Annotated in this window: 20 protein-coding genes and 1 pseudogene; 11 read left to right on the plus strand and 10 right to left on the minus strand. The window is 71.1% G+C overall.

What is annotated here, in order from left to right; genetic code table 11:
* Nucleotides 1-23: 23 nt before the first annotated feature.
* The 3 genes from ACYF6T_RS10745 to ACYF6T_RS10755 all read left to right on the plus strand — a co-directional run bounded on the left by ACYF6T_RS10745 (nt 24) and on the right by ACYF6T_RS10755 (nt 5330).
* Entirely contained in the window at nt 24-3128 is a 3105-nt protein-coding gene (locus tag ACYF6T_RS10745; protein ID WP_461695453.1) for a sacsin N-terminal ATP-binding-like domain-containing protein, read from the plus strand.
* A 191-nt stretch (nt 3129-3319) separates the two neighbouring features.
* A complete protein-coding gene (locus tag ACYF6T_RS10750; protein ID WP_461695454.1) occupies nt 3320-4228 on the plus strand; it encodes a hypothetical protein in 909 nt (302 codons plus the stop codon).
* A 193-nt stretch (nt 4229-4421) separates the two neighbouring features.
* The gene (locus tag ACYF6T_RS10755; RefSeq protein WP_461695455.1) at nt 4422-5330 is read left to right on the plus strand and encodes a hypothetical protein; all 909 of its coding nucleotides are present in this window, start codon (nt 4422-4424) and stop codon (nt 5328-5330) included.
* 15 nt (nt 5331-5345) lie between these two features.
* Here the strand turns inward: ACYF6T_RS10755 and ACYF6T_RS10760 are convergent, their stop codons facing one another.
* Both ACYF6T_RS10760 and ACYF6T_RS10765 read right to left on the minus strand, forming a co-directional pair.
* Nucleotides 5346-7739, minus strand: coding sequence for an HAD-IC family P-type ATPase (locus ACYF6T_RS10760; RefSeq protein WP_461695457.1), 2394 nt, complete (start codon nt 7737-7739; stop codon nt 5346-5348).
* A 95-nt stretch (nt 7740-7834) separates the two neighbouring features.
* A complete protein-coding gene (locus ACYF6T_RS10765; RefSeq protein WP_461695459.1) occupies nt 7835-8110 on the minus strand; it encodes a DUF2530 domain-containing protein in 276 nt (91 codons plus the stop codon).
* A gap of 113 nt (nt 8111-8223) precedes the next feature.
* On the opposite strand from ACYF6T_RS10765, the gene ACYF6T_RS10770 reads away from it, so the two are divergent.
* A complete protein-coding gene (locus ACYF6T_RS10770) occupies nt 8224-9675 on the plus strand; it encodes an NCS2 family permease (protein WP_461695460.1) in 1452 nt (483 codons plus the stop codon).
* A gap of 7 nt (nt 9676-9682) precedes the next feature.
* On the opposite strand, the gene ACYF6T_RS10775 is transcribed toward ACYF6T_RS10770, so the two are convergent.
* Nucleotides 9683-9865: a ribbon-helix-helix protein, CopG family gene (locus tag ACYF6T_RS10775; RefSeq protein ID WP_189294974.1), complete on the minus strand. Its 183-nt coding sequence runs from the start codon at nt 9863-9865 to the stop codon at nt 9683-9685.
* Between the two features lie 152 nt (nt 9866-10017).
* Here ACYF6T_RS10775 and ACYF6T_RS10780 point away from each other — a divergent pair, with 152 nt between their 5' ends.
* Genes ACYF6T_RS10780 through thpR form a run of 3 tightly spaced genes read left to right on the plus strand, consistent with a single transcriptional unit; the run spans nt 10018 to nt 12440 of the window.
* The gene (locus ACYF6T_RS10780; protein ID WP_461695461.1) at nt 10018-10455 is read left to right on the plus strand and encodes a MarR family winged helix-turn-helix transcriptional regulator; all 438 of its coding nucleotides are present in this window, start codon (nt 10018-10020) and stop codon (nt 10453-10455) included.
* 31 nt (nt 10456-10486) lie between these two features.
* Nucleotides 10487-11842, plus strand: a complete 1356-nt coding sequence (locus ACYF6T_RS10785; RefSeq protein ID WP_461695462.1) for an MFS transporter — start codon at nt 10487-10489, stop codon at nt 11840-11842.
* 25 nt (nt 11843-11867) lie between these two features.
* On the plus strand, nt 11868-12440 hold the full coding sequence (gene thpR / locus ACYF6T_RS10790) for an RNA 2',3'-cyclic phosphodiesterase (protein ID WP_461695463.1): 573 nt from the start codon (nt 11868-11870) through the stop codon (nt 12438-12440).
* Between the two features lie 135 nt (nt 12441-12575).
* Here the strand turns inward: thpR and ACYF6T_RS10795 are convergent, their stop codons facing one another.
* The 3 genes from ACYF6T_RS10795 to ACYF6T_RS10805 are packed head-to-tail and all read right to left on the minus strand — an operon-like array spanning nt 12576 to nt 14536.
* Nucleotides 12576-13568 (minus strand): aldo/keto reductase, encoded by a 993-nt coding sequence (locus ACYF6T_RS10795; protein ID WP_461695464.1) that lies wholly within the window; start codon nt 13566-13568, stop codon nt 12576-12578.
* A 30-nt stretch (nt 13569-13598) separates the two neighbouring features.
* A complete protein-coding gene (locus ACYF6T_RS10800; RefSeq protein ID WP_461695465.1) occupies nt 13599-13775 on the minus strand; it encodes a DUF397 domain-containing protein in 177 nt (58 codons plus the stop codon).
* Nucleotides 13772-14536: a helix-turn-helix domain-containing protein gene (locus tag ACYF6T_RS10805; RefSeq protein ID WP_461695467.1), complete on the minus strand. Its 765-nt coding sequence runs from the start codon at nt 14534-14536 to the stop codon at nt 13772-13774. Before ACYF6T_RS10805 ends, ACYF6T_RS10800 begins: the two co-directional genes overlap by 4 nt.
* Before the next feature lie 122 nt (nt 14537-14658).
* Here ACYF6T_RS10805 and ACYF6T_RS10810 point away from each other — a divergent pair, with 122 nt between their 5' ends.
* Nucleotides 14659-15102: a hypothetical protein gene (locus tag ACYF6T_RS10810; protein ID WP_461695468.1), complete on the plus strand. Its 444-nt coding sequence runs from the start codon at nt 14659-14661 to the stop codon at nt 15100-15102.
* On the opposite strand, the gene ACYF6T_RS10815 is transcribed toward ACYF6T_RS10810, so the two are convergent.
* From ACYF6T_RS10815 to ACYF6T_RS10825, 3 genes and pseudogenes are all read right to left on the minus strand, one after another.
* The gene (locus ACYF6T_RS10815; RefSeq protein WP_461695469.1) at nt 15059-15718 is read right to left on the minus strand and encodes a maltokinase N-terminal cap-like domain-containing protein; all 660 of its coding nucleotides are present in this window, start codon (nt 15716-15718) and stop codon (nt 15059-15061) included. The genes ACYF6T_RS10810 and ACYF6T_RS10815 overlap by 44 nt on opposite strands.
* A gap of 17 nt (nt 15719-15735) precedes the next feature.
* Nucleotides 15736-16079 (minus strand): annotated as a pseudogene (locus ACYF6T_RS10820) (PDDEXK family nuclease).
* 116 nt (nt 16080-16195) lie between these two features.
* Nucleotides 16196-16870, minus strand: coding sequence for an SGNH/GDSL hydrolase family protein (locus tag ACYF6T_RS10825; protein WP_461695471.1), 675 nt, complete (start codon nt 16868-16870; stop codon nt 16196-16198).
* Between the two features lie 100 nt (nt 16871-16970).
* Between ACYF6T_RS10825 and ACYF6T_RS10830 the strand changes: the two genes are divergently transcribed.
* From ACYF6T_RS10830 to ACYF6T_RS10840, 3 genes are all read left to right on the plus strand, one after another.
* The gene (locus tag ACYF6T_RS10830) at nt 16971-17954 is read left to right on the plus strand and encodes a WD40 repeat domain-containing protein (protein ID WP_461695473.1); all 984 of its coding nucleotides are present in this window, start codon (nt 16971-16973) and stop codon (nt 17952-17954) included.
* A 20-nt stretch (nt 17955-17974) separates the two neighbouring features.
* Nucleotides 17975-18556: a hypothetical protein gene (locus ACYF6T_RS10835; protein WP_461695475.1), complete on the plus strand. Its 582-nt coding sequence runs from the start codon at nt 17975-17977 to the stop codon at nt 18554-18556.
* Between the two features lie 119 nt (nt 18557-18675).
* Nucleotides 18676-20199, plus strand: a complete 1524-nt coding sequence (locus ACYF6T_RS10840; protein ID WP_461695477.1) for a cellulase family glycosylhydrolase — start codon at nt 18676-18678, stop codon at nt 20197-20199.
* Between the two features lie 56 nt (nt 20200-20255).
* Here ACYF6T_RS10840 and serC read toward each other — a convergent pair whose 3' ends face one another.
* Nucleotides 20256-21374 carry a phosphoserine transaminase gene (gene serC / locus ACYF6T_RS10845; RefSeq protein ID WP_461695479.1) on the minus strand — a complete coding sequence of 373 codons (1119 nt, stop codon included), beginning with the start codon at nt 21372-21374 and terminating at the stop codon, nt 20256-20258.
* Nucleotides 21375-21466 lie beyond the last annotated feature (92 nt).

Below are 21466 nucleotides of genomic sequence, written 5' to 3' on the forward strand. Positions count from 1 at the left end.
ACACGTCGACGAGGAGAGTGAACGTGAGCAAGTTCGTGCGGCCGGCCCCCGAGGGGGCGGACCCCTTCGGTACCGCCCGTCTGCGCCGCGGGGTGCTCGACGCCTGGGCCACCAGTCCCGCCCGCTTCCGTGAGGACGCCAACGCCGAGGAGGAACTCGTCCTCGGCGGCTACCGGGACCGGCTGATCGTCGAGCTCGCCCAGAACGCCGCCGACGCGGCCGCCCGGGCGGGCGTGCCGGGCCGCCTCCGCCTCACCCTCCGCGACGGTGTCCTCGCCGCCGCCAACACCGGTGCCCCCCTCGACGCGGCCGGCGTCGAGTCCCTCGCCACCCTGCGCGCCTCCGCCAAGCGCGACACCCCCTCCGTCGGCCGCTTCGGCGTCGGCTTCGCGGCCGTCCTCGCCGTCACCGACGAGCCCGCGGTCGTCGGCCGGCACGGCGGCGTGCGCTGGTCCCTCGCCGAGGCGCGGGAGCTGGCCGGCGAGACCGCCCGGCACAGCCCCGGGCTCGGCGACGAGATCCGGCGCCGCGACGGGCACGTACCGCTGCTGCGGCTGCCGTTCGCCGCCGAGGGCAGCGCGCCCGAGTCGTACGACACCGTCGTCATCCTCCCGCTGCGCGACGCGGCCGCCGCCGACCTCGCCGAGCGCCTGCTGCACGCCGTCGACGACGCCCTGCTCCTCGCCCTGCCGGGCCTGGAGGAGGTGGTGGTGGAGACCGGCACCGTCCGCACCCTGCGCCGCACCGCCGACGGCCCCCTCACCGTCGTCGCGGACACCCGGGAGGGCACCACCCGCTGGCGCACCGCCGCCGCGCACGGCCCCCTCACCCCCGACCTGCTCGCCGACCGCCCGGTCGAGGAGCGGCTGCGCCCGCACTGGTCGGTCACCTGGGCCGTCCCCGTGGGCCCCGACGGCGCCCCGGAACGGCCCCGCACCAGCCCGTACGTCCACGCCCCCACCCCCAGCGACGAGCCCCTCGGCGTCCCCGCCCTGCTCATCGCCTCCTTCCCCCTCGACAGCACCCGCCGGCACGCGGCGCCCGGCCCGCTGACCGACTTCCTCGTCCAGCGCGCGGCCGACGCCTACGCCGAACTCCTCGCCGGCTGGCGCCCGGTGGGCGAGGGCGTCATCGGCCTGGTGCCGGGCCCGCTGGGCAAGGGGGAGCTGGACGGGGCCCTGCGCGCCGCGATCCTGGAGCGGCTGCCGCGCACCTCCTTCCTGCCGCCCGCCGCGGAGCCCGACGGCGACCTGCCCGAGGCGCTGCGCCCCCGGGACGCCGAGATCGTCGAGGGCGCCGGCGTCGAGACCGTGCGGGTGCTGGCGGAGGTGCTGCCGACGCTGCTGCCCGCCGGGCTCGAACGGCGCGTGGAGCTGCGGACGCTGGGCGTGGCCCGGATTCCGCTCACCGACGCCGTCGACCGGCTGGCCGGGCTGGAGAAGGAGCCCGGCTGGTGGCGGCGGCTGTACGACAGCCTCGCCGGCGTCGACCCCGACCGGCTCACCGGGCTGCCCGTGCCGCTCGCCGACGGCCGGACGACCATCGGGCCCCGGCAGGTGCTGCTGCCGACCCCCGACGGCGTGGGTGTCGACCCGGAGGTGCTCGCCCGGCTCGGCCTGAAGGTCGCCCACCCGGACGCCGCGCACCCGCTGCTGGAGAAGCTGGGCGCGCTGCCCGCCTCGCCGCGCGCGGTGCTGACCACCCCGCAGGTGCGGGCCGCCGTCGCCGCCTCCCTGGACGACGAGGGCGCTCTGGACTGGGAGCAGCACGCGCCCGACGCCGAGGAACTGGCCGACACCGTCCTCGCGCTGGTGCGGGACGCGGGGCTGGAGCCCGGTGACGAGCCGTGGCTCGGCGCGCTGGCCCTGCCCGACGAGGACGGCGAGCTCGCGCCCGCCGGAGAACTGGTCTTCCCCGGCGGCCCGTTCCACCAGGTGATGCGGGAGGGCGAACTCGCCGCCGTGGACCCCGAGCTGGCCGACAAGTGGGGCGAACAGCCGCTGGCCGCCTGCGGGGTGCTCGTCACCTTCGCGCTGGTGCGGGCCACCGACGTCGTCCTCGACCCCGACGAACTGGAGCCCCGCGAGGGCGACTTCGCCGAACCCGACGACGCCGGATTGCTGGACGCCGTCGACGTGTGGAGCGAGGACGTCCTCGACCGCTTCCCCGACACACCGGTCCCGCCGGTCGCCACGGAACTGGTCGCCGTACGGGATCTGGACCTCGTCGACGACGACAAGTGGCCGCAGGCCCTCGCCCTGCTCGCCCGGCCGCCGCTGCGCGACGCCCTCACCCAGCAGGTGCGCGTGCTGCTGCCGGACGGCACCCATGAGGTCGTACGGCCGTACACCGCCTGGTGGTTGCGCGGGCACCCGGTCATCGACGGCCGGCGCCCGGCCGGTCTGCTGGCCGCCGGGGGCGACCCGCTGCTGCGCGGCCTGTACGACGAGGCGGACGCGACCGGGTTCGACGACGAGCAGGTGCTGCGGGCGCTCGGCGTGCGCACCTCCGTGGCCGCGCTGCTGGACGAGCCGGGCGGCGCCGCGGAGCTGCTGGACCGGCTCGCCGACCCCGAGCGGCCGGTCACCGGCGCCCAACTGCACCGCCTGTACGGCGCGCTGGCCGACCTGGACCCCGAGCAGGTGACCCTGCCGGACGAGCTGCGGGCCGTCGTCGACGGGCGGGTGGAGGTCGTGGACGCGGCCGACGCGGTGGTGTGCGACTCGCCCGACCTGCTGCCGTTCACCGAGGGCGTGCCGCTGCTGCCGGTGCGCCCGGCGCGGGCCGCGGAGCTGGCCGAGCTGTTCCAGGTGCGGCGGCTGAGCGAGTCGGTGACGGGGGAGGTCGACTCCGAGGGCGTGGAGCACGACGTACCCGAGTCGGTACGGGTGCTGCTCGGGGCGCGGACTCCCCGGACCTACGTCGAGCACGAGGAACTCGTCGTCGACGGCGTGGAACTGGACTGGCGGCTCACCGGCGACGGGGTGCTGCACGCGGCGACCCTGGAGGGCGTGGCCGCGGGGCTGGCCTGGGCCGCCGGTCAGTGGCCGCGCCGCTTCGAGGTGGCGGCCCTGCTGGAAGACCCCTCGCGGACGGAGGAGTTGGCGCGGGACCGGTGGTTCGACTGAGGTGTCCGTGCGACGAGCGCCGGTGATCTTCAACTTTCTCGCACGAACTTCTTACCTGCCGTACAACCTTTCCCCTCCGTCAGGAATCTGATCACGTGAGCCAACAGGCTCACCGATCACTTGGGCCCCGGCGCGATGACGAGCCGTGGGGGACGACCACGCCGGGGCCCCTTTTCCTACGTGGGGAACACATGCGTATACGCGCCACTGTGGCCGCCGTCTCCGGCGCCCTGGCCCTCTCCGCCCTCGCCGCGCCGGCCGCCCTCGCCGCCGACGCCAAGGTGCCCGCCGACGTCGCCGGCGCCGTCAAGGCCGCCCACGCCGACGGCGGCAGGGCCGCCTTCAGCACCGCCGCGACGGGCACCCCGTACGCCCTGGACGCCTCCTTCTCCAACGTGAAGGTCAACAAGGGCAAGAACATCGTCGTCGGCACCACCGCCGTCGTGAAGGCGCCGGTCTCCTTCACGCTGACGCACGGCGCGGACGTCGACATCCACGCCGCGGACTTCGTCTCCGGCATCGAGCTGTACCGCGGCGCCTCCTTCGACGACGAGGAGTGGTGGTTCGACAGCGACACCGCCGCCTGCACGGACACCTCCACCACGACCGCCTCCTGCACGGCCACCGTGGAGATCGACCCGGCGCTGCTGCTGAACGAGGACGCCGGTTCCTGGAAGGCGGCCGGCTTCGCGGTCGCGTTCAACGGCGAGGACCCGAACAACCCGAACCTGGACAACGTCGGCGTCGCCGTCACCGACAAGGTGGCCGCCTTCAAGCTCCAGCGCCGCTCCACCCTGACGGTCAACGCCTCGCCGGAGCCGGTGGCGAAGGGCAAGACCATCACGATCACGGGCAAGCTCTCCCGCGCCAACTGGGACGACGGCAAGTACCACGGCTACGCCAACCAGCCGGTGAAGCTCCAGTTCCGCAAGAAGAGCTCCAGCACGTACTCGACCCTCAAGGGCGTCTACACGTCCTCCACGGGCACGCTGAAGACCACCTCGAAGGCGACGGTCGACGGTTACTGGCGCTTCTCCTTCGCGGGCAGCACCACCACCCCGGCGGTCAGCGCCACGGGTGACTACGTCGACGTGCGCTGACCCAGCGCGTGTGAACCGAGTGACGGCCGCGTCCGGGCGGGGACCCCGGAGGCGGCCGTTTCTCTCGGGCTCGCAAGGGCTTCGTAATACACGCTCAAAATCCGCGGAGACCGTACAACCAGCCACATCCGCCACGGATCTGATCCTGCGAGTCAACAGACTCCACGATCACTTTTCTCCACCTGGGGAACACATGCGTATACGCGCCACCGTGGCCGCCGTTTCCGGCGCCGTGGCCCTCTCCGCCCTCGCCGCGCCGGCCGCCCTCGCCGCCGACGCCAAGGTGCCCGCCGATGTCGTCGCCGCCGCGAAGGCCGCCCACACCGGCTCCGGCAAGACCGCCTTCAGCACCGCCGCGACGGGCACCCCGTACGCCCTGGACGCCTCCTTCTCCAACGTGAAGGTCAACAAGGGCAAGAACATCGTCGTCGGCACCACCGCCGTCGTGAAGGCGCCGGTCTCCTTCACGCTGACGCACGGCGCGGACGTCGACATCCACGCCGCGGACTTCTTCTCCGCCGTCGAGCTCTACCGCGGTGCGGACTTCGCGAACGAGGACGAGTGGATCGACAGCACCAACGCGACCTGCACGGACACCTCCACCACCGTCGCCAGCTGCACCGCGACGATCCAGCTCGACCCGACGCAGCTGCTGAACTCGGATGCCGGCAGCTGGAAGGCCGGCGCGTTCGCGGTCGCCTTCAACGGTGAGGACCCGAGCAACCCGAACCTGGACAACGTCGGTGTGGCCACGCAGGACAACGTCACGGCCACCAAGCTCCAGCGCCGCTCCACCCTCACGGTCAACGCCTCGCCGGAGCCGGTGAGGAAGGGCGCGACCGTCACGATCACCGGCAAGCTCTCCCGGGCCAACTGGGAGGACGGCAAGTACCACGGCTACGCCAACCAGCCGGTGAAGCTCCAGTTCCGCAAGAAGGGCACCACGACCTACACCACCCTCAAGGGCATCTACTCGTCCTCGACGGGCACGCTGAAGACCACCTCGAAGGCGACGGTCGACGGCTACTGGCGCTTCTCCTTCGCGGGCACCTCGACCACCCCGGCGGTCAGCGCCACGGGTGACTACGTCGACGTGCAGTAGGCGCCTGCGGCGGTCCTAGGCCGGAAAGCGGCGGTCCACCCACCTCCACAGCAGTTCCAGGGTGGCCGCCGCCACCGCCGAGATGCCCACCGCCGTCCACGGCATCGTCACGCCGACCAGCTTCAGGGCGAAGAAGTGCTGGAGCCAGGGGACGGCGAGGACCAGGACGAAGGCCGCGCCCATCGAGGCGACCAGGGTGACGCGCCACCAGGTGTAGGGGCGGGCGATGATGGCCAGGACCCACATCGAGACGAGGAAGAGGGTCAGCGTGGCCGCGCTGGTCTCCGCGTCCAACTGGCCGCTGCCGCTGTAGTGGTGACGGGCGATCAGATACGTCGTGAAGGTGGCGATCGCCGCCACCACGCCGCCCGGCACCGAGTAGCGCATCACCCGCCGTACGAAGTGGGGCTGCGCACGCTCCGTGTTGGGGGCCAGGGCGAGGAAGAAGGCCGGGACGCCGATCGTCAGGGTGGACAGCAGGGTCAGGTGGCGGGGGAGGAAGGGGTACTCCACGCCCCAGCAGACCACCAGCAGGGCCAGCAGCACCGAGTAGACCGTCTTGACCAGGAAGAGGGTCGCCACCCTCGTGATGTTGCCGATGACCCGTCGGCCCTCCGCCACCACCGACGGCAGGGTGGCGAAACTGTTGTTCAGCAGCACGATCTGGGCGACCGCCCGCGTCGCCTCCGAACCCGAGCCCATCGAGACGCCGATGTCCGCGTCCTTGAGGGCGAGGACGTCGTTCACGCCGTCGCCGGTCATCGCGACCGTGTGGCCGCGGGACTGCAACGCGCCCACCATCTCCCGCTTCTGCTGCGGAGTGACCCGCCCGAAGACCGTGCCCTCGTCCAGCGCCCTCGCCAGCTCGTCCGGCTCGGCGGGCAGCCGGCGGGCGTCCACCGTGGAGCCGGTCAGCCCCAGCTTCGCCGCCACCGCCCCCACCGACACCGCGTTGTCCCCGGAGATGACCTTGGCGTGCACGTCCTGCTCGGCGAAGTAGCGCAGCGTCTCGGCCGCGTCGGGCCGCAGCCGCTGTTCGAGGACGACCAGCGCGGTCGGGCGGGCGGACCGGGCCGCCGCCGGGGAGTCGAGGTCGCCGGAGGTGCGGGCCAGCAGCAGCACCCGCAGGCCCTGCCGGTTGAGCCGGTCGGTCTCGGCGAGGGCCGGGTCGTCCGGGTCCAGCAGCACGTCCGGCGCCCCCAGCAGCCACGTACTGGACTCGCCGTCGCCCTCGCTGAAGCGGGCCCCGCTGTACTTGCGGGCGGAGGAGAACGGCAGCGACTCGGTGCACCGCCAGTCCTCGACGTCCGGGTAGGCGTCGATGATCGCCTGGAGTGAGGCGTTGGGGCGCGGGTCGGACTCGCCGAGGGCGCCCAGCACCTTGCGCACGTACGCCTCGTCGGCGCCCTGCAGCGGGCGCAGCTCGGTGACGTCCATGCCGCCCTCGGTGAGGGTGCCGGTCTTGTCGAGGCAGACGGTGTCGATGCGGGCGAGGCCCTCGATGGCGGGGAGTTCCTGGACCAGGCACTGTTTCCGGCCGAGCCGGATCACGCCGATCGCGAAGGCCACGGAGGTCAGCAGCACCAGGCCCTCGGGGACCATCGGCACGATGCCGCCCACCGTGCGCGCGACCGAGTCCTTGAACCCGTGCTGCTTGACGACCAGTTGGCTGATCACCAGGCCGATCGCGGTCGGGACCATCATCCAGGTGACGTACTTCAGGATCGTGGAGATGCCGGTGCGCAGTTCGGAGTGGACGAGGGTGAAGCGGGAGGCCTCCTCGGCGAGTTGGGCGGCGTACGCCTCGCGGCCCACCTTCGTCGCCCGGAACGCGCCGCCGCCCGCGACGACGAAGCTGCCCGACATGATCTCGTCCCCGGGCCGCTTGACGACGGGGTCGGCCTCGCCGGTCAGCAGTGACTCGTCGATTTCCAGCCCGTCGGCCTCGACGCAGACCCCGTCCACGACGGCTTTGTCACCCGGCCCGATCTCGATCACGTCGTCCAGCACGATCTGCGAGGTGGCGACCTCGGCGGCCACCCCGTCCCGCCGTACCGTCGGCCGCGCCTCCCCGATCACCGCGAGCGAGTCCAGCGTCCGCTTCGCCCGCCACTCCTGGATGATCCCGATGCCGGTGTTGGCGAGGATGACGTACCCGAACAGGCTGTCCTGGAACGGCGCGACGAACAGCATGATCAGCCAGAGCACACCGATGATCGCGTTGAACCGGGTGAAGACGTTCGCCCGGACGATCTCGCCCATCGACCGGCTGCTGCGCACCGGCACGTCGTTGACCTGCCCGCGCGCCACCCGCTCGGCGACCTCGGCCGCGGTCAGGCCGTGGGCCGGGGCCGCGGGGTACGGGGCATGCGCAGGGTCGAGCTCGGCGTCCGCGTCGAGGTGCGTCATGCCTTCGACGGTACGTGCGCATTTGCGGCTTCACCCGCCGAGTGGGCGGAAGATCCGACCTGGGGAGGAGCCGGTTCCTGCGGTGGTTGTACGTGCTACTCGGCCGACCCCGACTTCTCGGCGGACGCACGCTTGATCGCCGCGTCCCGCTTGCGCACGAACCAGACGCCGTACAGGCCGAGCACCCCGCCGGTCAGACAGGTCCACAGCCACCAGGTGTGGCCGTGGTCGGCGTACCAGCCGTAGAACGGCAGCTGGACGAGGAAGAGGACGAACCAGATGATCGTGCCGCCCGTGATGGTGGCGACCACGGGGCCCTCCAGGGGCTCCGGCGCTTCGTGCTTGAGGGGTCCCGAGAAGAATCCGGCCATGGAGGACAGCTTACGAGGCGATCACATCTACGCGCGGAGATGGCCTTCACGGGATTCATATGTTCATACTGAAACTGTTTGCGTCTGTCCACTTCTGCTCGTAGGAATCTCCAATGCCCACCTCGGCTCCCGCCAAGGCCGCCGCCCCGCAGCAGCCGGGAAAGGCCCCCGCGTCCGGCGCGCTCGACCGCTACTTCAAGATCTCCGAGCGGGGCAGCACCCTCGCCCGTGAGGTCCGTGGCGGTTTCGCCACCTTCTTCGCGATGGCCTACATCATCGTGCTCAACCCGATCATCCTGGGCAGCGCGAAGGACATGTACGGGCATCACCTGGACAACGGCCAGCTGGTGACCGCCACCGCGGTGACCGCGGCCTTCACCACCCTCCTCATGGGCGTCGTCGGCAACGTCCCGATCGCGCTCGCCGCCGGCCTCGGCGTGAACTCGGTCGTCGCGCTCCAGCTGGCCCCCCGGATGTCCTGGCCGGACGCCATGGGCATGGTCGTGCTGGCCGGCCTCGTGGTGATGCTGCTGGTGGCCACCGGCCTGCGGGAGCGCGTCATGAACGCCGTGCCCTTCGGGCTGCGCAAGGCGATCTCCATCGGCATCGGCCTGTTCATCATGCTGATCGGGCTCGTCGACTCCGGTTTCGTCTCCCGCATCCCGGACGCAGCCCAGACCACCGTCCCGCTCCAGCTCGGCGCCGACGGTCACCTCAACGGCTGGCCGGTGCTGGTCTTCGTGCTGGGCGCGCTGCTCACGCTCGCCCTGATCGTCCGCAAGGTCTCCGGCGCCATCCTGATCTCCATCGTGTCGATGACCGTCCTCGCGGTGATCGTCAACGCCGTGGCCAAGGTGCCGAGCTGGGGTCTGACGACGCCGAAGTGGCCGGGCAACCCGGTCGCCACCCCGGACTTCGGCCTGATCGGCAAGGTCAGCCTGTTCGGCGGTTTCTCCAAGGTCGGCGTGCTGACCGGCGTCCTGTTCGTCTTCACGGTCCTGCTGTCCTGCTTCTTCGACGCCATGGGCACGATCATGGGCGTCAGCGACGAGGCGAAGCTGACCAACGCCAAGGGCGAGATGCCCGGCATCAACAAGGTCCTGTTCGTCGACGGCCTCGCGGTCGCGGCGGGCGGCGCCAGCTCCTCCTCGGCGACCACGGCCTTCGTGGAGTCCACGGCGGGCGTCGGCGAGGGGGCCCGTACGGGCTTCGCGAACGTCGTCACCGGCGGACTGTTCGCCATCGCCCTGTTCCTGACCCCCGTGGCCACCATGGTCCCCTCGCAGGCGGCCACCCCCGCCCTGCTGGCGGTCGGCTTCCTCATCCTGGCCGGCTCCGTCAAGGAGATCGACTGGGCGGACCACACCATCGCCATCCCGGCCTTCGTCACGATGGTGATGATGCCGTTCACCTACTCCATCACCAACGGCATCGGCATGGGCTTCATCACCTTCGCCCTGCTGCGCCTGGCGGCCGGCCGCGGCCGGGAGGTGCCGGTGCCGATGTACGTCGTGGCGGCGGTGTTCGGCTTCTACTACCTGATGCCGGCCCTCGGCCTCACCTGAGCCGCGCTCAGGTGACCCCGTAGAACCTCTCCGTCTCCTCCACGGCGGTCTGGAACCGCTGGTCGAAGTCATCGCGAATGAGCGTCCGGACGACGTAGTCCTGGACGCTCATTCCCCTTTTCGCCGCGTGGTGCCGGAGCCGTTCGAGCAGCTCCCCGTCTATCCGCAGGCTGAGCACGCTGGTCCCCATGGGTACGAGGGTCCCGGCAGCCTTCCCCGCGGTGCGTGACGTTCCGCGTCCGGATCACCCATATGAGTGACGTTCCGATTCAGTGGCCGACATCACGGGCATGCTGACGCCGACAGGGTTCCTTAGCGAGGGTAATGAGTTACTCTAAAGACATGTCGGACCTCACCCATGGCGACGACGCTGCCGCCGTGAACTCCCTTCGGTCAGCCGTCATGCGGCTGTCCCGCCGCCTCAAGCACCAGCGGGTGGACGAGTCGCTGAGCCCCACCGAGATGTCGGTGCTGGGCACCCTGTCGAACTGCGGCAGTGCCACGCCGGGCGAGCTCGCCCGCAAGGAACACGTCCAGCCGCCGTCGATGACCCGCATCGTCGCGCTGCTGGAGGCCAAGGGGCTGGTCCGGCTGGAGCCGCACCCCGAGGACCGGCGCCAGAAGGTCGTCACCAAGACCGAACAGGCCGAGGCCATGCTCGCGGAGAGCCGCGCCAAGCGGAACGCGTTCCTGGCCAACCTGGTCGAGGGCCTGGACGAGGACGAGTGGGCCACACTGCGCGCCGCCGCCCCCGTGCTGGAGAAGCTCGCACATCTGTAAGCAGTGGTTCTACGCAAGGAGGCGAACCCTTTTGAGTTCGGGACCCGGAGCAGATTCCGCCCCCGCACCGACCCCTACTACCCCCGCCCCCGGCAAGCCTTCCAAGTCCTCGATGTTCAGCTCCCTCAAGGTGCGCAACTACCGCCTGTTCTTCCTGGGCCAGGTCGTCTCGAACATCGGCACCTGGATGCAGCGCATCGCCCAGGACTGGCTCGTGCTCAGCCTCACCGGCTCCGCGACCGCCGTCGGTGTCACCACCGCCCTGCAGTTCCTGCCGATGCTGCTCTTCGGCCTCTACGGCGGCGTCCTGGTCGACCGCCTGCCCAAGCGCCGCACGCTGCTGTTCACCCAGTCCTCGATGGCCGTCACCGGCGTCGCGCTCGCCGCGCTGACGCTCACCGGCCACGTCCAGGTCTGGCACGTCTACCTCGCCGCCTTCGCCGTGGGCCTGGCCACCGTCGTCGACAACCCCGCCCGCCAGTCCTTCGTCACCGAGATGGTCGGCCCGGACCAGCTGCAGAACGCGGTCAGCCTGAACTCCGCGAACTTCCAGTCCGCCCGCCTGGTCGGCCCCGCCGTCGCGGGCCTGATGATCACCGGCGTGGGCACCGGCTGGGCGTTCCTCTTCAACGGCCTGTCCTTCGTCGCGCCCATCGTGGGCCTGCTGCTGATGCGGGCGCGTGAGCTGTACGTGGTCCAGCGGGCGCCGCGCGGCAAGGGCCAGCTGCGCGAGGGCCTGCACTACGTCGCCGGCCGCCCCGACCTGATCTGGACGATCGTCCTGATCGGCTTCGTCGGCACCTTCGGCTTCAACTTCCCCGTCTACCTCTCCGCCTTCGCCGACGACGTCTTCCACGCCGGCGCCGGCTCCTACAGCGCCTTCAACACGCTGATGGCCGTCGGCTCCCTGGTCGGCGCCCTGCTCGCGGCCCGGCGCGGCACCGCGAGGATGCGGGTGATGATCGGCGCGGCGGTGGCCTTCGGCGCGCTGGAGCTGGTCGCGGCCGCGGCGCCCTCGCTGTGGCTGTTCTGCCTGCTGATGGTCCCCATCGGCATGTTCGGCATGACGATCAACGTCACCGCCAACACCACGGTCCAGATGGGCACCGACCCCGCCATGCGGGGCCGCGTGATGGCCCTCTACATGATGGTCTTCATGGGCGGTTCGCCCGTCGGCGCGCCCATCGCCGGCTGGATCACCGACGCGTACGGCGTCCGGGCGGGCCTCGCCGTCGGCGGCGCGATCGCCGCGGTCGCGGCCGCCGTCATCGGCCTGGTGCTGGCCCGCGTCGGCGGACTGCGCCTGTCGGTCGGCTGGCACAACGGCCACCCGCACGTGCGCTTCGTGCCGCGCGAGCGGCGGGAGGAACTGGCGACGGCGGTGTGACCCGTTCTTTGGCAGGCTGGCGCCCATGAGACTCTTCGCCGCCGTGCTGCCTCCCGAGGAGGCCGCCGAGGAACTCGCCGCCGCGGTGGCCGGGTTGAAGGACCTGCCCGGTGCGGACGGGCTGCGCTGGACCGGGCGGGAGGGGTGGCACCTCACGCTCGCCTTCTACGGCGAGGTGGCGGAGGACGTCGTACCCGATCTGTCGGCCCGGCTGGAGCGCGCGGCCGGGCGCAGCGAGCCGCCGACGCTCGCGTTGCGCGGCGGCGGCCAGTTCGGGCACGGGCGCGCGCTGTGGGTGGGCGCGCAGGGGGACGTGGCGGCCCTGCGGCTGCTGGCCGGGCGGGCGGAGGCGGCGGCCCGGAAGGCGGGCGTGCCGATGGGGGAGCACCGGCGGTACAAGCCGCATCTGACGGTGGCGCGCAGCCGGAACGCGGTGGACCACCGGCCCTACGTGCAGGCCCTCGGCGACTTCACCGGCCGCACCTGGACCGTGTCGGACCTGGTCCTGGTGCGCAGCCGGCTGCCGAGGTCGGGGGTGCCGGGGGAGCAGCCGCGTTACGAGACGGTCGCCCGCTGGGCGCTCGGCGGGGCCGGTTAGGCTCGGACACGTGGACCCGAAGACCCGGAACCGGATCATGGCCGGTGCGCTCGTGCTGTTGTTCATCGTGGTGGCGTTGGCGGCGGCGCTCGGCAAGTAGCGTGGCCGGGCGCCGCCGTCCGCGTGCCGCCGGTCCTACCAGGCGAACGCCTCCGGGGACGGCCCCGGACCCGGGAAGATCTCGTCCAGGCCGGTCAGGACCTCCTCGCTCAGCTCCAGCTCCACGGCCCGCAGCGCCGACTGGAGCTGCTCCGCCGTGCGCGGTCCGACGATCGGGCCCGTGACGCCCGGACGGGTGAGCAGCCAGGCCAGGGCCGCCTCGCCGGGCTCCAGGCCGTGCTTGGCGAGCAGGTCCTCGTACGACTGGATCTGCGCCCGCGTGGCCGGGTCGGCGAGCGTGTCGGCGGCCCGTCCGGAGGCGCGGCGACCGCCCTCGACCTCCTTGCGGATGACCCCGCCCAGCAGACCGCCGTGCAGCGGCGACCAGGGGATCACGCCGAGGCCGTACTCCTGCGCGGCCGGAATGACCTCCATCTCGGCCCGGCGCTCGGCGAGGTTGTAGAGGCACTGCTCGCTGACGAGCCCGATGGTCCCCGAGCGCTTCGCGGCGATCTCGTTGGCCTGGGCGATCTTGTAACCGGGGAAGTTGGAGGAGCCGACGTAGAGGATCTTGCCCTGGGTGATCAGGGTGTCGATCGCCTGCCAGATCTCCTCGAACGGGGTGGCGCGGTCGATGTGGTGGAACTGGTAGACGTCGATGTAGTCGGTCTGCAGCCGCTTGAGGCTGGCGTCCACGGCACGCCGGATGTTGACGGCCGACAGCTTGTCGTGGTTGGGCCAGGCGTCGCCGTCGCCGGCCATGTTGCCGTACACCTTGGTGGCGAGGACCACCTTGTCGCGGTGGGCCGCGCTCTTGGCGAACCAGTTGCCGATGATCTCTTCGGTACGGCCCTTGTTCTCACCCCAGCCGTACACGTTCGCCGTGTCGAAGAAGTTGATGCCCGCGTCCAGCGCCGCGTCCATGATCGCGTGGCTGTCCGCCTCGTCGGTCTGCGGACCGAAGTTCATGGTGCCGAGGACCAGTCGGCTGACCTTGAGTCCCGTGCGTCCGAGCTGCGTGTACTTCATGACCACCTAGCCAACGTCGTGGAGTGCACTCTAGGCAAGTGAGGCGAGGAAAGCGGTCCAGGTGGCGGGGGAGAGGGTGAGGGTGGGGGCGTGGTCTTCGGGGGTTTTGGAGTCGCGGATGTGGATGACGGTGGTGACGGCTATCTCCAGGCACTCGCCCTGGTCGCCGCTGTAACTGCTCTTGAACCAGTGGAGGTCCGCGCTCATAGCCCCTCTGCCACCTCGTCGATCACCTTCGCGGACTCGTCAGGGTTGAGAGCCTGCGCCCGCAGAATGCCATACCGGGCGAACAGCTCGGCAAGATCGGGCTGTTCGCTCACGAAGTAGCCGCCGCTCGGGCCTTCGACGTAGGCGAACTGCCGGTGCTCTGCCGTCTCCAGGAGGATCATGGCGCCGTTCAGACCGGCATGGGCCTGCCGGTCGTGCGGCATGACCTGGATCTCGACGTGGCGCAGCCGGCCGATCGTGAGGATGTGCCGCAACTGTTCCCGGAGGGTCTCCGGGCCGCCCAGCGGACGGGTGAGGCTGCTCTCCTCCAGTACGTAACTGACGAGCGGCCGGGGCTTGCGCTCGAAGAGCTGCTGGCGTTCCAGGCGTGCCGCCACGCGCCTGTCGATCTCGTCGTCGTCCAGGGCCGGGACGTGGCAGTTGTAGACCGCCCGCGCATACGCCTCGGTCTGCAGCGAGCCCGGGATGACGTGGTTCTGGTACACGTGCACCGCGGCGGCCTTGCGCTCCTCCGCCAGATAGTCCTCCGTCCACGGCGGCAACCCGCCCCTGAACTCCTTCTCCGCCAGCACCAGCAGTGCACCCTGTGCACCCACCACCCGGTCGGCCACCTCGACGAACGTCCCCCGGGGGAACCGCTCGCCGCGCTCCACCATCGCCACCTGGGACTTGGAGTAGCCGACGTGTCTGCCCAGCGCCTCCTGCGTCATTCCGGCCCGCTCCCGGTAGAACCGGAGCATCGCCCCGAACGTCTCCGAACCCCGTTCACCGGAGCGCACAACCGCCTCCCCAAGTGCACAGCCCCGCACCAGGCTTACGAACCCCTGGTCACAGTATGTGAGCAGGCGTCAGCCTTTGCGTCATGAACGACAGAATCTCCGCCCCCTGGATCCCGACCTGGATCCCCGCCTCCGGCCACGCCCTGCGGCACGCCGGCATCCACTTCGACGCGGTCCGCATCAAGGGCACGTGGGGTGAACGCGTCGCCTCCGAGCTGCTGTTGCGCACGGACTTCGACGCCGGCCCGGTCGTCCGCGAGCTGACGGGCGACCGGAACATGTACTTCCTGCTCCCCCCGCAGACCGCGACCACGCACCGCTGGCCGCCGGGCGTACGGGCGTTGACGCGGCGTGACGGCTGCCAGGCGTACGTGGGGGTGCCGGCGCTGTCCGGGATGACGTGGCCGCTGGACTGGAGGTCGGCGCCGACCAGGGAAACGGCGTTCGTGGCGGGCGAGTTGCTGAGCGAGCTGACGGCCCTGGTCAGCCCTGAGGGGCGGGGCGCAGGACGGCGAACACGGCCCTGAGCCGGTTCGTGCCGTCCGGTGCCTGCCAGGCGCCGGTGACGTGGCCGAGGGCGTGCTCGGGGCGGGTGTCGGGGGCGGTGGGGTCCAGGACGCGGTGGACGTGCAGGGCCGTGCCGTCGGGGACGGACAGCGTGGTGCCGGTCGCGTCGTCGGTGACGGGGACCGGCCAGTCGCCGGCGGCGATGCCCGGGCCGGCGTAGGAGCGGGCCACCTCGTGGTCGGGGGTGTCGCTGACGCTCTGCGCCTGGGCCTGGGCGCGGCCCTCGACCAGGGCCAGCAGCTCGGCGTACAGCACCGGGTCGTGGCAGCCGTCGTAGGCCCAGCGGGCGCCCAGCACGCCGTGTTCCATCGTGCCGACGAGGGCGTCCTCGGCGCCGGGGAGGGGAGCGCCGCGGTAGGTCAGGGGCACGTGGTAGGCGACGGGTTCGGGGCCGGAGGAGTCGACGGCCACCAGGAACTCGATGCCGACCTCGCCCTCCGGGTCGTCCAGCCGGAATCCGCCGGCGCGGGTCAGCTCCGGTGCGCCGGAGCCGACGTACCACGGGCGGGTGGGCAGCCAGGCGGTGAGGAGTTCCAGCTTGGTGGGCTTGACGGTGGTGCGGTGGATGATCGACATGCCGCGGATTGTGCCAGTCAGTCGCGGGGGAACTCATCGGTCTTGAGGGTGAGACCCAAGGGGGTGGCGGTCATGTCGACGTCCGCTCCGAAGGTGACGGACAGCCCGGTGAGGTACTCGCCGTCCTTTGAGCGTACGTGGACTTCTTGGGGCCGTAGTCGTTGTGTGCCGTGCCTTTGGAGATGACTTCTCCGATGAACTCGACGTCCTGGTAGTACCAGCCGCCTTGAGGGGTCTGTACGGCCTTGTCCCGCAGCTTGGCCACATCCGGAGCCAGCCCGTTGAGCACGCCGGGGAAGTCGATGCGCGCGTCCGAGGCGATCTTGGCGTCCATGCCAAACCATCCCTCGGGGACGGGCATGCGCTCAAGACGCTCGAACAGGGCGTCGAGCGTGAGCTCCTCGCTCTCGTGGGCCGCCCCTGGGACGAGGGCATCCGCGCAGTGCAACGATACGCACGGTCAGCAGGTCACGTCGGTCAGAGCGCGTACGGCTCCCCGACCCCCCACGCCTGATGCATCGCGTCCGCGAAGGCCGCCGCGATCTTGTGCTCGCCGCTCGCGTTCGGGTGCGTGCCGTCGTAGGTGTCGAGGTTGATGTCGTAGGAGGGGGGAGGGGAGGCGAGCAGCAGGGGGGAGCGGGGCTCGTCCAGGTCGGCCAGGGTCTTCGCCAGGAGTTCGTTGAAGCGGGTCACCTGCACGGCGAAGGACGCGTCGGTGGCGGCGCGGACGTTCGGTATCACCGGCAGGACGGTCACCCGGACGCGCGGATTGGCCGCGCGGGCCCCGGTGAGGAAGCGGCGGACGTTCTCGGCGGTCTGCTCCGCGTTCGTGTAGAAGCCGAGGTCGATCAGGCCGAGCGACACCAGCAGCACGTCGGCCCGGTGCGCGCGCACCGCCTCGCCGATCAGCGGGGCCATGTGCAGCCAGCCCTCGCCCCAGCCGGCCAGGTGGGCGCGGGGGAAGTCCGGATCGGCGTAGTCGTACGACGTCGGCGCGTCCGTCGCCTTGTCGTACAGCGTCTCGCGCGGGCCGACGAGCGCGAACGGGCCGCCGTAGGTGTCCCGCAGGTGCTGCCACATGCGGTAACGCCAGGTGTGTTCCCCCGCGCTTCCGATCGTCATCGAGTCACCGACCGGCATGAACCTGAGCATCCGCTCATGATGGACGATGCGCGGGGGATCAAAGGGACGGGCGGGGTGTGAGGCCCGCCACGCGGCCCGTGACGGGGCGTCGGGATGGCAGGCTTGGGGCATGCGCCGACCCTTCGCCCTCCTCGCCGGGGCCCTGCTCGTGGGCGCCCTCGCCCTGCCCGCCTCCGCCGCCGACGGAGCCGGCGACCAGAGCTTCACGATCAAGGACTCGCGCATCACCGAGTCCAGCGGCCTGGCCGCCTCCCGGCTGCACCCCGGGATCTACTGGACCCACAACGACAGCGACGACGGCCCGTACATCTACGCCGTCGACAGCGCCACCGGCAAGACGGTCGCCCGCGTCACCTACAGCGGTGTCGGCACACCGCGGGACGTCGAGGCGATCAGCATCGGCCCGGACAACCAGATCTACCTGGGCGACATCGGCGACAACCTCGGCGGCAAGTGGCCGTACGTGTGGATCTACCGGCTGCCGGAGCCCGGGAAGCTCGTCGACCAGACCGTCCGGGCCACGCAGTACGTGGTGAAGTACTCGGACGGGGCGCGCAACGCCGAGTCGCTGGTGGTGGACCCGAAGAGCGGACGGCCGTACATCATCGACAAGAACGAGGACGGCGGGCACCTGTACCAGGGCCCGGCGAAGCTGTCCTCGTCCGGGACGAACGTCTTCCGCCCCGTCGCCACCGTCGACCTGTGGGCCACGGACGCCGCGATCTCCCCCAACGGCAAGCAGCTCGCCGTGCGCGGCTATCTCGGCGGGATCTACTACGACTGGAACGGCGGCGCGATCAAGCGGAAGGGCCGCCTGGACGTGCCGTTGCAGGGCCAGGGCGAGTCCGTCAGCTACTCGGCCGACGGCACGAAACTCCTGTACGGCAGCGAGGGCACCGACAGCCCGGTCCAGGCGGAGGACGCGCCCGGGGGCAGCACCGACGGCTCCAAGTCGAGCTCACCCGGCGGAAGTTCGGCCCCCTCGAACGACGACGGCACGAGCGGCAACCTCAAGGTGGGCGCGGTGGCGGTGGCGGTGGCGGCGGCCTTGCTGTTCGGCTTGCGGCGGCTGTCCCGCCGTACCCCTTCGTAACGCCCCGTAACGTGGCTCCCATGCCCCACGTCTACCTCTCGGCGCTCCGCAGGACGGCCCCGCTCGGCGCGCTCGCCGGCGCTCTCGTCGGCCTGGTCTTCGCCGCCTCGATGACGGCGGAGGGCGACGCGCTGTCCGCCGCCGCCGTCACGTTCCTGGAGGTGGGCGCGGTGTTCACGGTGGTGTTCACGGCCGTCGTCGCGGCCGGGAGCACGGGGATGGCGGTGCGGACGGCACGGTGGGAGGGGGCCCGGCCGGAGCGCGGCATCCTCGCCACCGAGCACACCGCCGAGAGGCATCTGCGCGGTATCGCGGAGCGACACCCCAACCACGTCCTGGGCTCGCTCCTCGGCCGGCTGGGCCCCGAGGCCGAGCTGAAGCGGCGGGACGTCGGGAGGGATGGCAGTGCGACCGCCGACGTGGTCTGCCGGAGCACCTCGGGGCTCCGCGTCACGGCCGCGATCCGGGTCGCCGCCTCCGGGGACGGATTCACTGTCGTCGGGCGGACGGCTCCCGCCCAGACCTGGCGCAAGCTGGACGGCGGCGCCTCATGGGAGGTTCTTCGGCACGTGATGCGGGCGGCGGCGGAGGAGAGGGTGTGAGGGGCCTGCCGCACGCGTATTGACGGGAGCATGACTGAATCTGTTTCCTGGGAGACGCGCGGGGCATGGGAGCGCTCCCATTGTTCCGGGCCCGCGCCTCCCGAGAGGAAAGCAGCGACATGTTCCGCAGCCTGAGAAGAGCGCTGTGCGCGGTCGCCGCGGCGCTGCTGCTGCCGCTGGCCGCCGTGCACGCGGCCGACGCGGCGCCCGCAGCCGACAGCGCCGCCGGCGCCGGGTACTGGCACACCAGCGGGCGGCAGATCCTCGACGCGGCCGGGCAGCCGGTGCGCATCGCCGGCATCAACTGGTTCGGCTTCGAGACCGCCAACTACGTCGTGCACGGCCTGTGGTCCCGCGACTACAAGTCCATGATCGACCAGATGAAGTCGCTGGGCTACAACACCATCCGGCTCCCCTACAGCGACGACATCTTCAAGTCGTCCACCGTCCCCAACAGCATCGACTTCAGCAGCGGGAAGAACGCCGACCTGCAAGGGCTCACCTCCCTGCAAGTCATGGACAAGATCGTCGCGTACGCCGGCCAGGACGGCCTCAAGGTCATCCTCGACCGGCACCGGCCGGACTCCGGCGGGCAGTCGGCGCTCTGGTACACCTCGGCCGTTCCCGAGTCGACCTGGATCGCCGACCTCAAGTCCATCGCGGCGCGTTACAAGGGCCAGGACACCGTCATCGGCATCGACCTGCACAACGAGCCGCACGATCCCGCCTGCTGGGGCTGCGGGGACACCGCGACCGACTGGCGGCTGGCCGCGCAACGGGCCGGGAACGCCGTGCTGTCCGTCAACCCCGACCTGCTGATCTTCGTCGAGGGCGTGCAGACGTACAACGGCGTGTCGGGGTGGTGGGGCGGCAACCTGATGGGCGCCGCCCAGTACCCGGTGCAACTGGACGTGGCCAACCGGGTCGTGTACTCCGCCCACGACTACGCCACCAGCGTCGCCCAGCAGAGCTGGTTCAGCGACCCGTCCTTCCCCGACAACATGCCGGGCGTCTGGGACAAGTACTGGGGTTACCTCTTCAAGCAGAACATCGCGCCGGTGTGGGTGGGCGAGTTCGGCACCACGCTGGCGTCGACGACCGACCAGAAGTGGCTGGCGGCGCTGGTGAGTTACCTGCGGCCGACGTCGACGTACGGCGCCGACTCCTTCCACTGGACGTTCTGGTCCTGGAACCCCAACTCCGGTGACACGGGCGGAATCCTGAAGGACGACTGGCAGACGGTCGACACGGTGAAGGACGGCTACCTGGCGAGCGTCAAGGCGCCGCTGTTCCCGAGCACGGGCGGGGGAGGCGGCGGTGGCGGCGGCGGTGGCGGGAGCACCGCTTCCTGCTCGGCCGCCTACACCGTCAGCAGTGACTGGGGCAGCGGGTTCAACGCCGAGGTGAAGGTGACCAACACCGGTACCACGGCGATCAGTTCGTGGAAGGTGACCTGGACCTGGAGCGGTGCACAGAAGGTCACGTCCATGTGGAACGCGTCGTACACCCAGAGCGGGTCGACCGTGACGGCGGCGAACGCCTCCCACAACGGCTCGATAGCGGCGGGCGCTTCCACGACCTTCGGCTTCGGCGGCGCCCCGGGCGGCGGCGCGGCGCCGACCGCGACCTGCACGGCGACCTGAGGGAGGGGCGCCCCGCGATGCTTCGCGGGGCGCCCCTCGCCGTCGTACCGGAGCCGCTACAGCTTCTCGATCACGTAGTCGATGCACTTCGTCAGGGCCTCGATGTCCGCCGGGTCGATCGCCGGGAACATCGCGACGCGCAACTGGTTGCGGCCGAGCTTGCGGTAGGGCTCGGTGTCGACGATGCCGTTGGCGCGCAGGACCTTGGCGACGGCGGCGGCGTCGATCTCGTCGGCGAAGTCGATCGTGCCGATGACCTGGGAGCGCTTGGCCGGGTCGGTGACGAAGGGGGTGGCGTACTTGACGTCCTCGGCCCAGCCGTAGAGCGTGCGCGAGGAGGTGGCCGTGCGGCGGACCGACCAGTCCAGACCGCCCTGGCCGTTGAGCCACTCCAGCTGCTCGTTCAGGAGGAACAGCGTGGCGAGGGCCGGGGTGTTGTACGTCTGGTTCTTGCGGGAGTTGTCGATCGCCGTGGGGAGGCTGAAGAACTCCGGCACGTGGCGGCCCGACGCGTGGACGCGCTCGGCGCGCTCGATCGCGGCCGGGGAGAAGACGCCGATCCACAGGCCGCCGTCGGAGGCGAAGGACTTCTGCGGGGCGAAGTAGTAGACGTCCGTCTCGGAGACGTCGACGGGCAGGCCGCCGGCGCCGGAGGTGGCGTCGACCAGGACCAGCGCGCCCTCGTCGGCCCCGGCCACGCGCTTGATCGGCATGGCGACACCGGTCGAGGTCTCGTTGTGGGTGAAGGCGTAGACGTCGACGCCCGCCTCCGCCCGCGGCTCGGGGTGCGTGCCCGGGTCGGTGGAGATGACGGTGGGCTCGGCCAGCCAGGGGGCGAGCTTGGCCGCCTTGGCGAACTTCGAGGAGAACTCGCCGAAGCTGAGGTGCTGCGACTTGTTCTCGATCAGCCCGTGGGTCGCGATGTCCCAGAAGGCCGTCGAGCCGCCGTTGCCGAGGATCACCTCGTAGCCCTCGGGCAGCCGGAACAGCTCGGAGATGCCCTCGCGGACCTTGCCGACCAGGTTCTTCACCGGAGCCTGGCGGTGTGAGGTGCCGAGCAGGGAGGTACCGGTCGCGGCCAGCGCGTCCAGCGCTTCCGTCCGCACCTTGGAGGGGCCCGCGCCGAATCGACCGTCGGCGGGCTTGATGTCAGCGGGAATCTGGATCTCAGCCACGGACGGGAGCGTAGTCGTTTCGGGAAACCTGGGCGAAACGTGGTCCGTCCGGTGAGACGAAGCAGGCTGGTCCCGCCCCTCGTGGAGCTGTG

It is taken from the genome of Streptomyces sp. 7R007 (genome assembly GCF_054850255.1).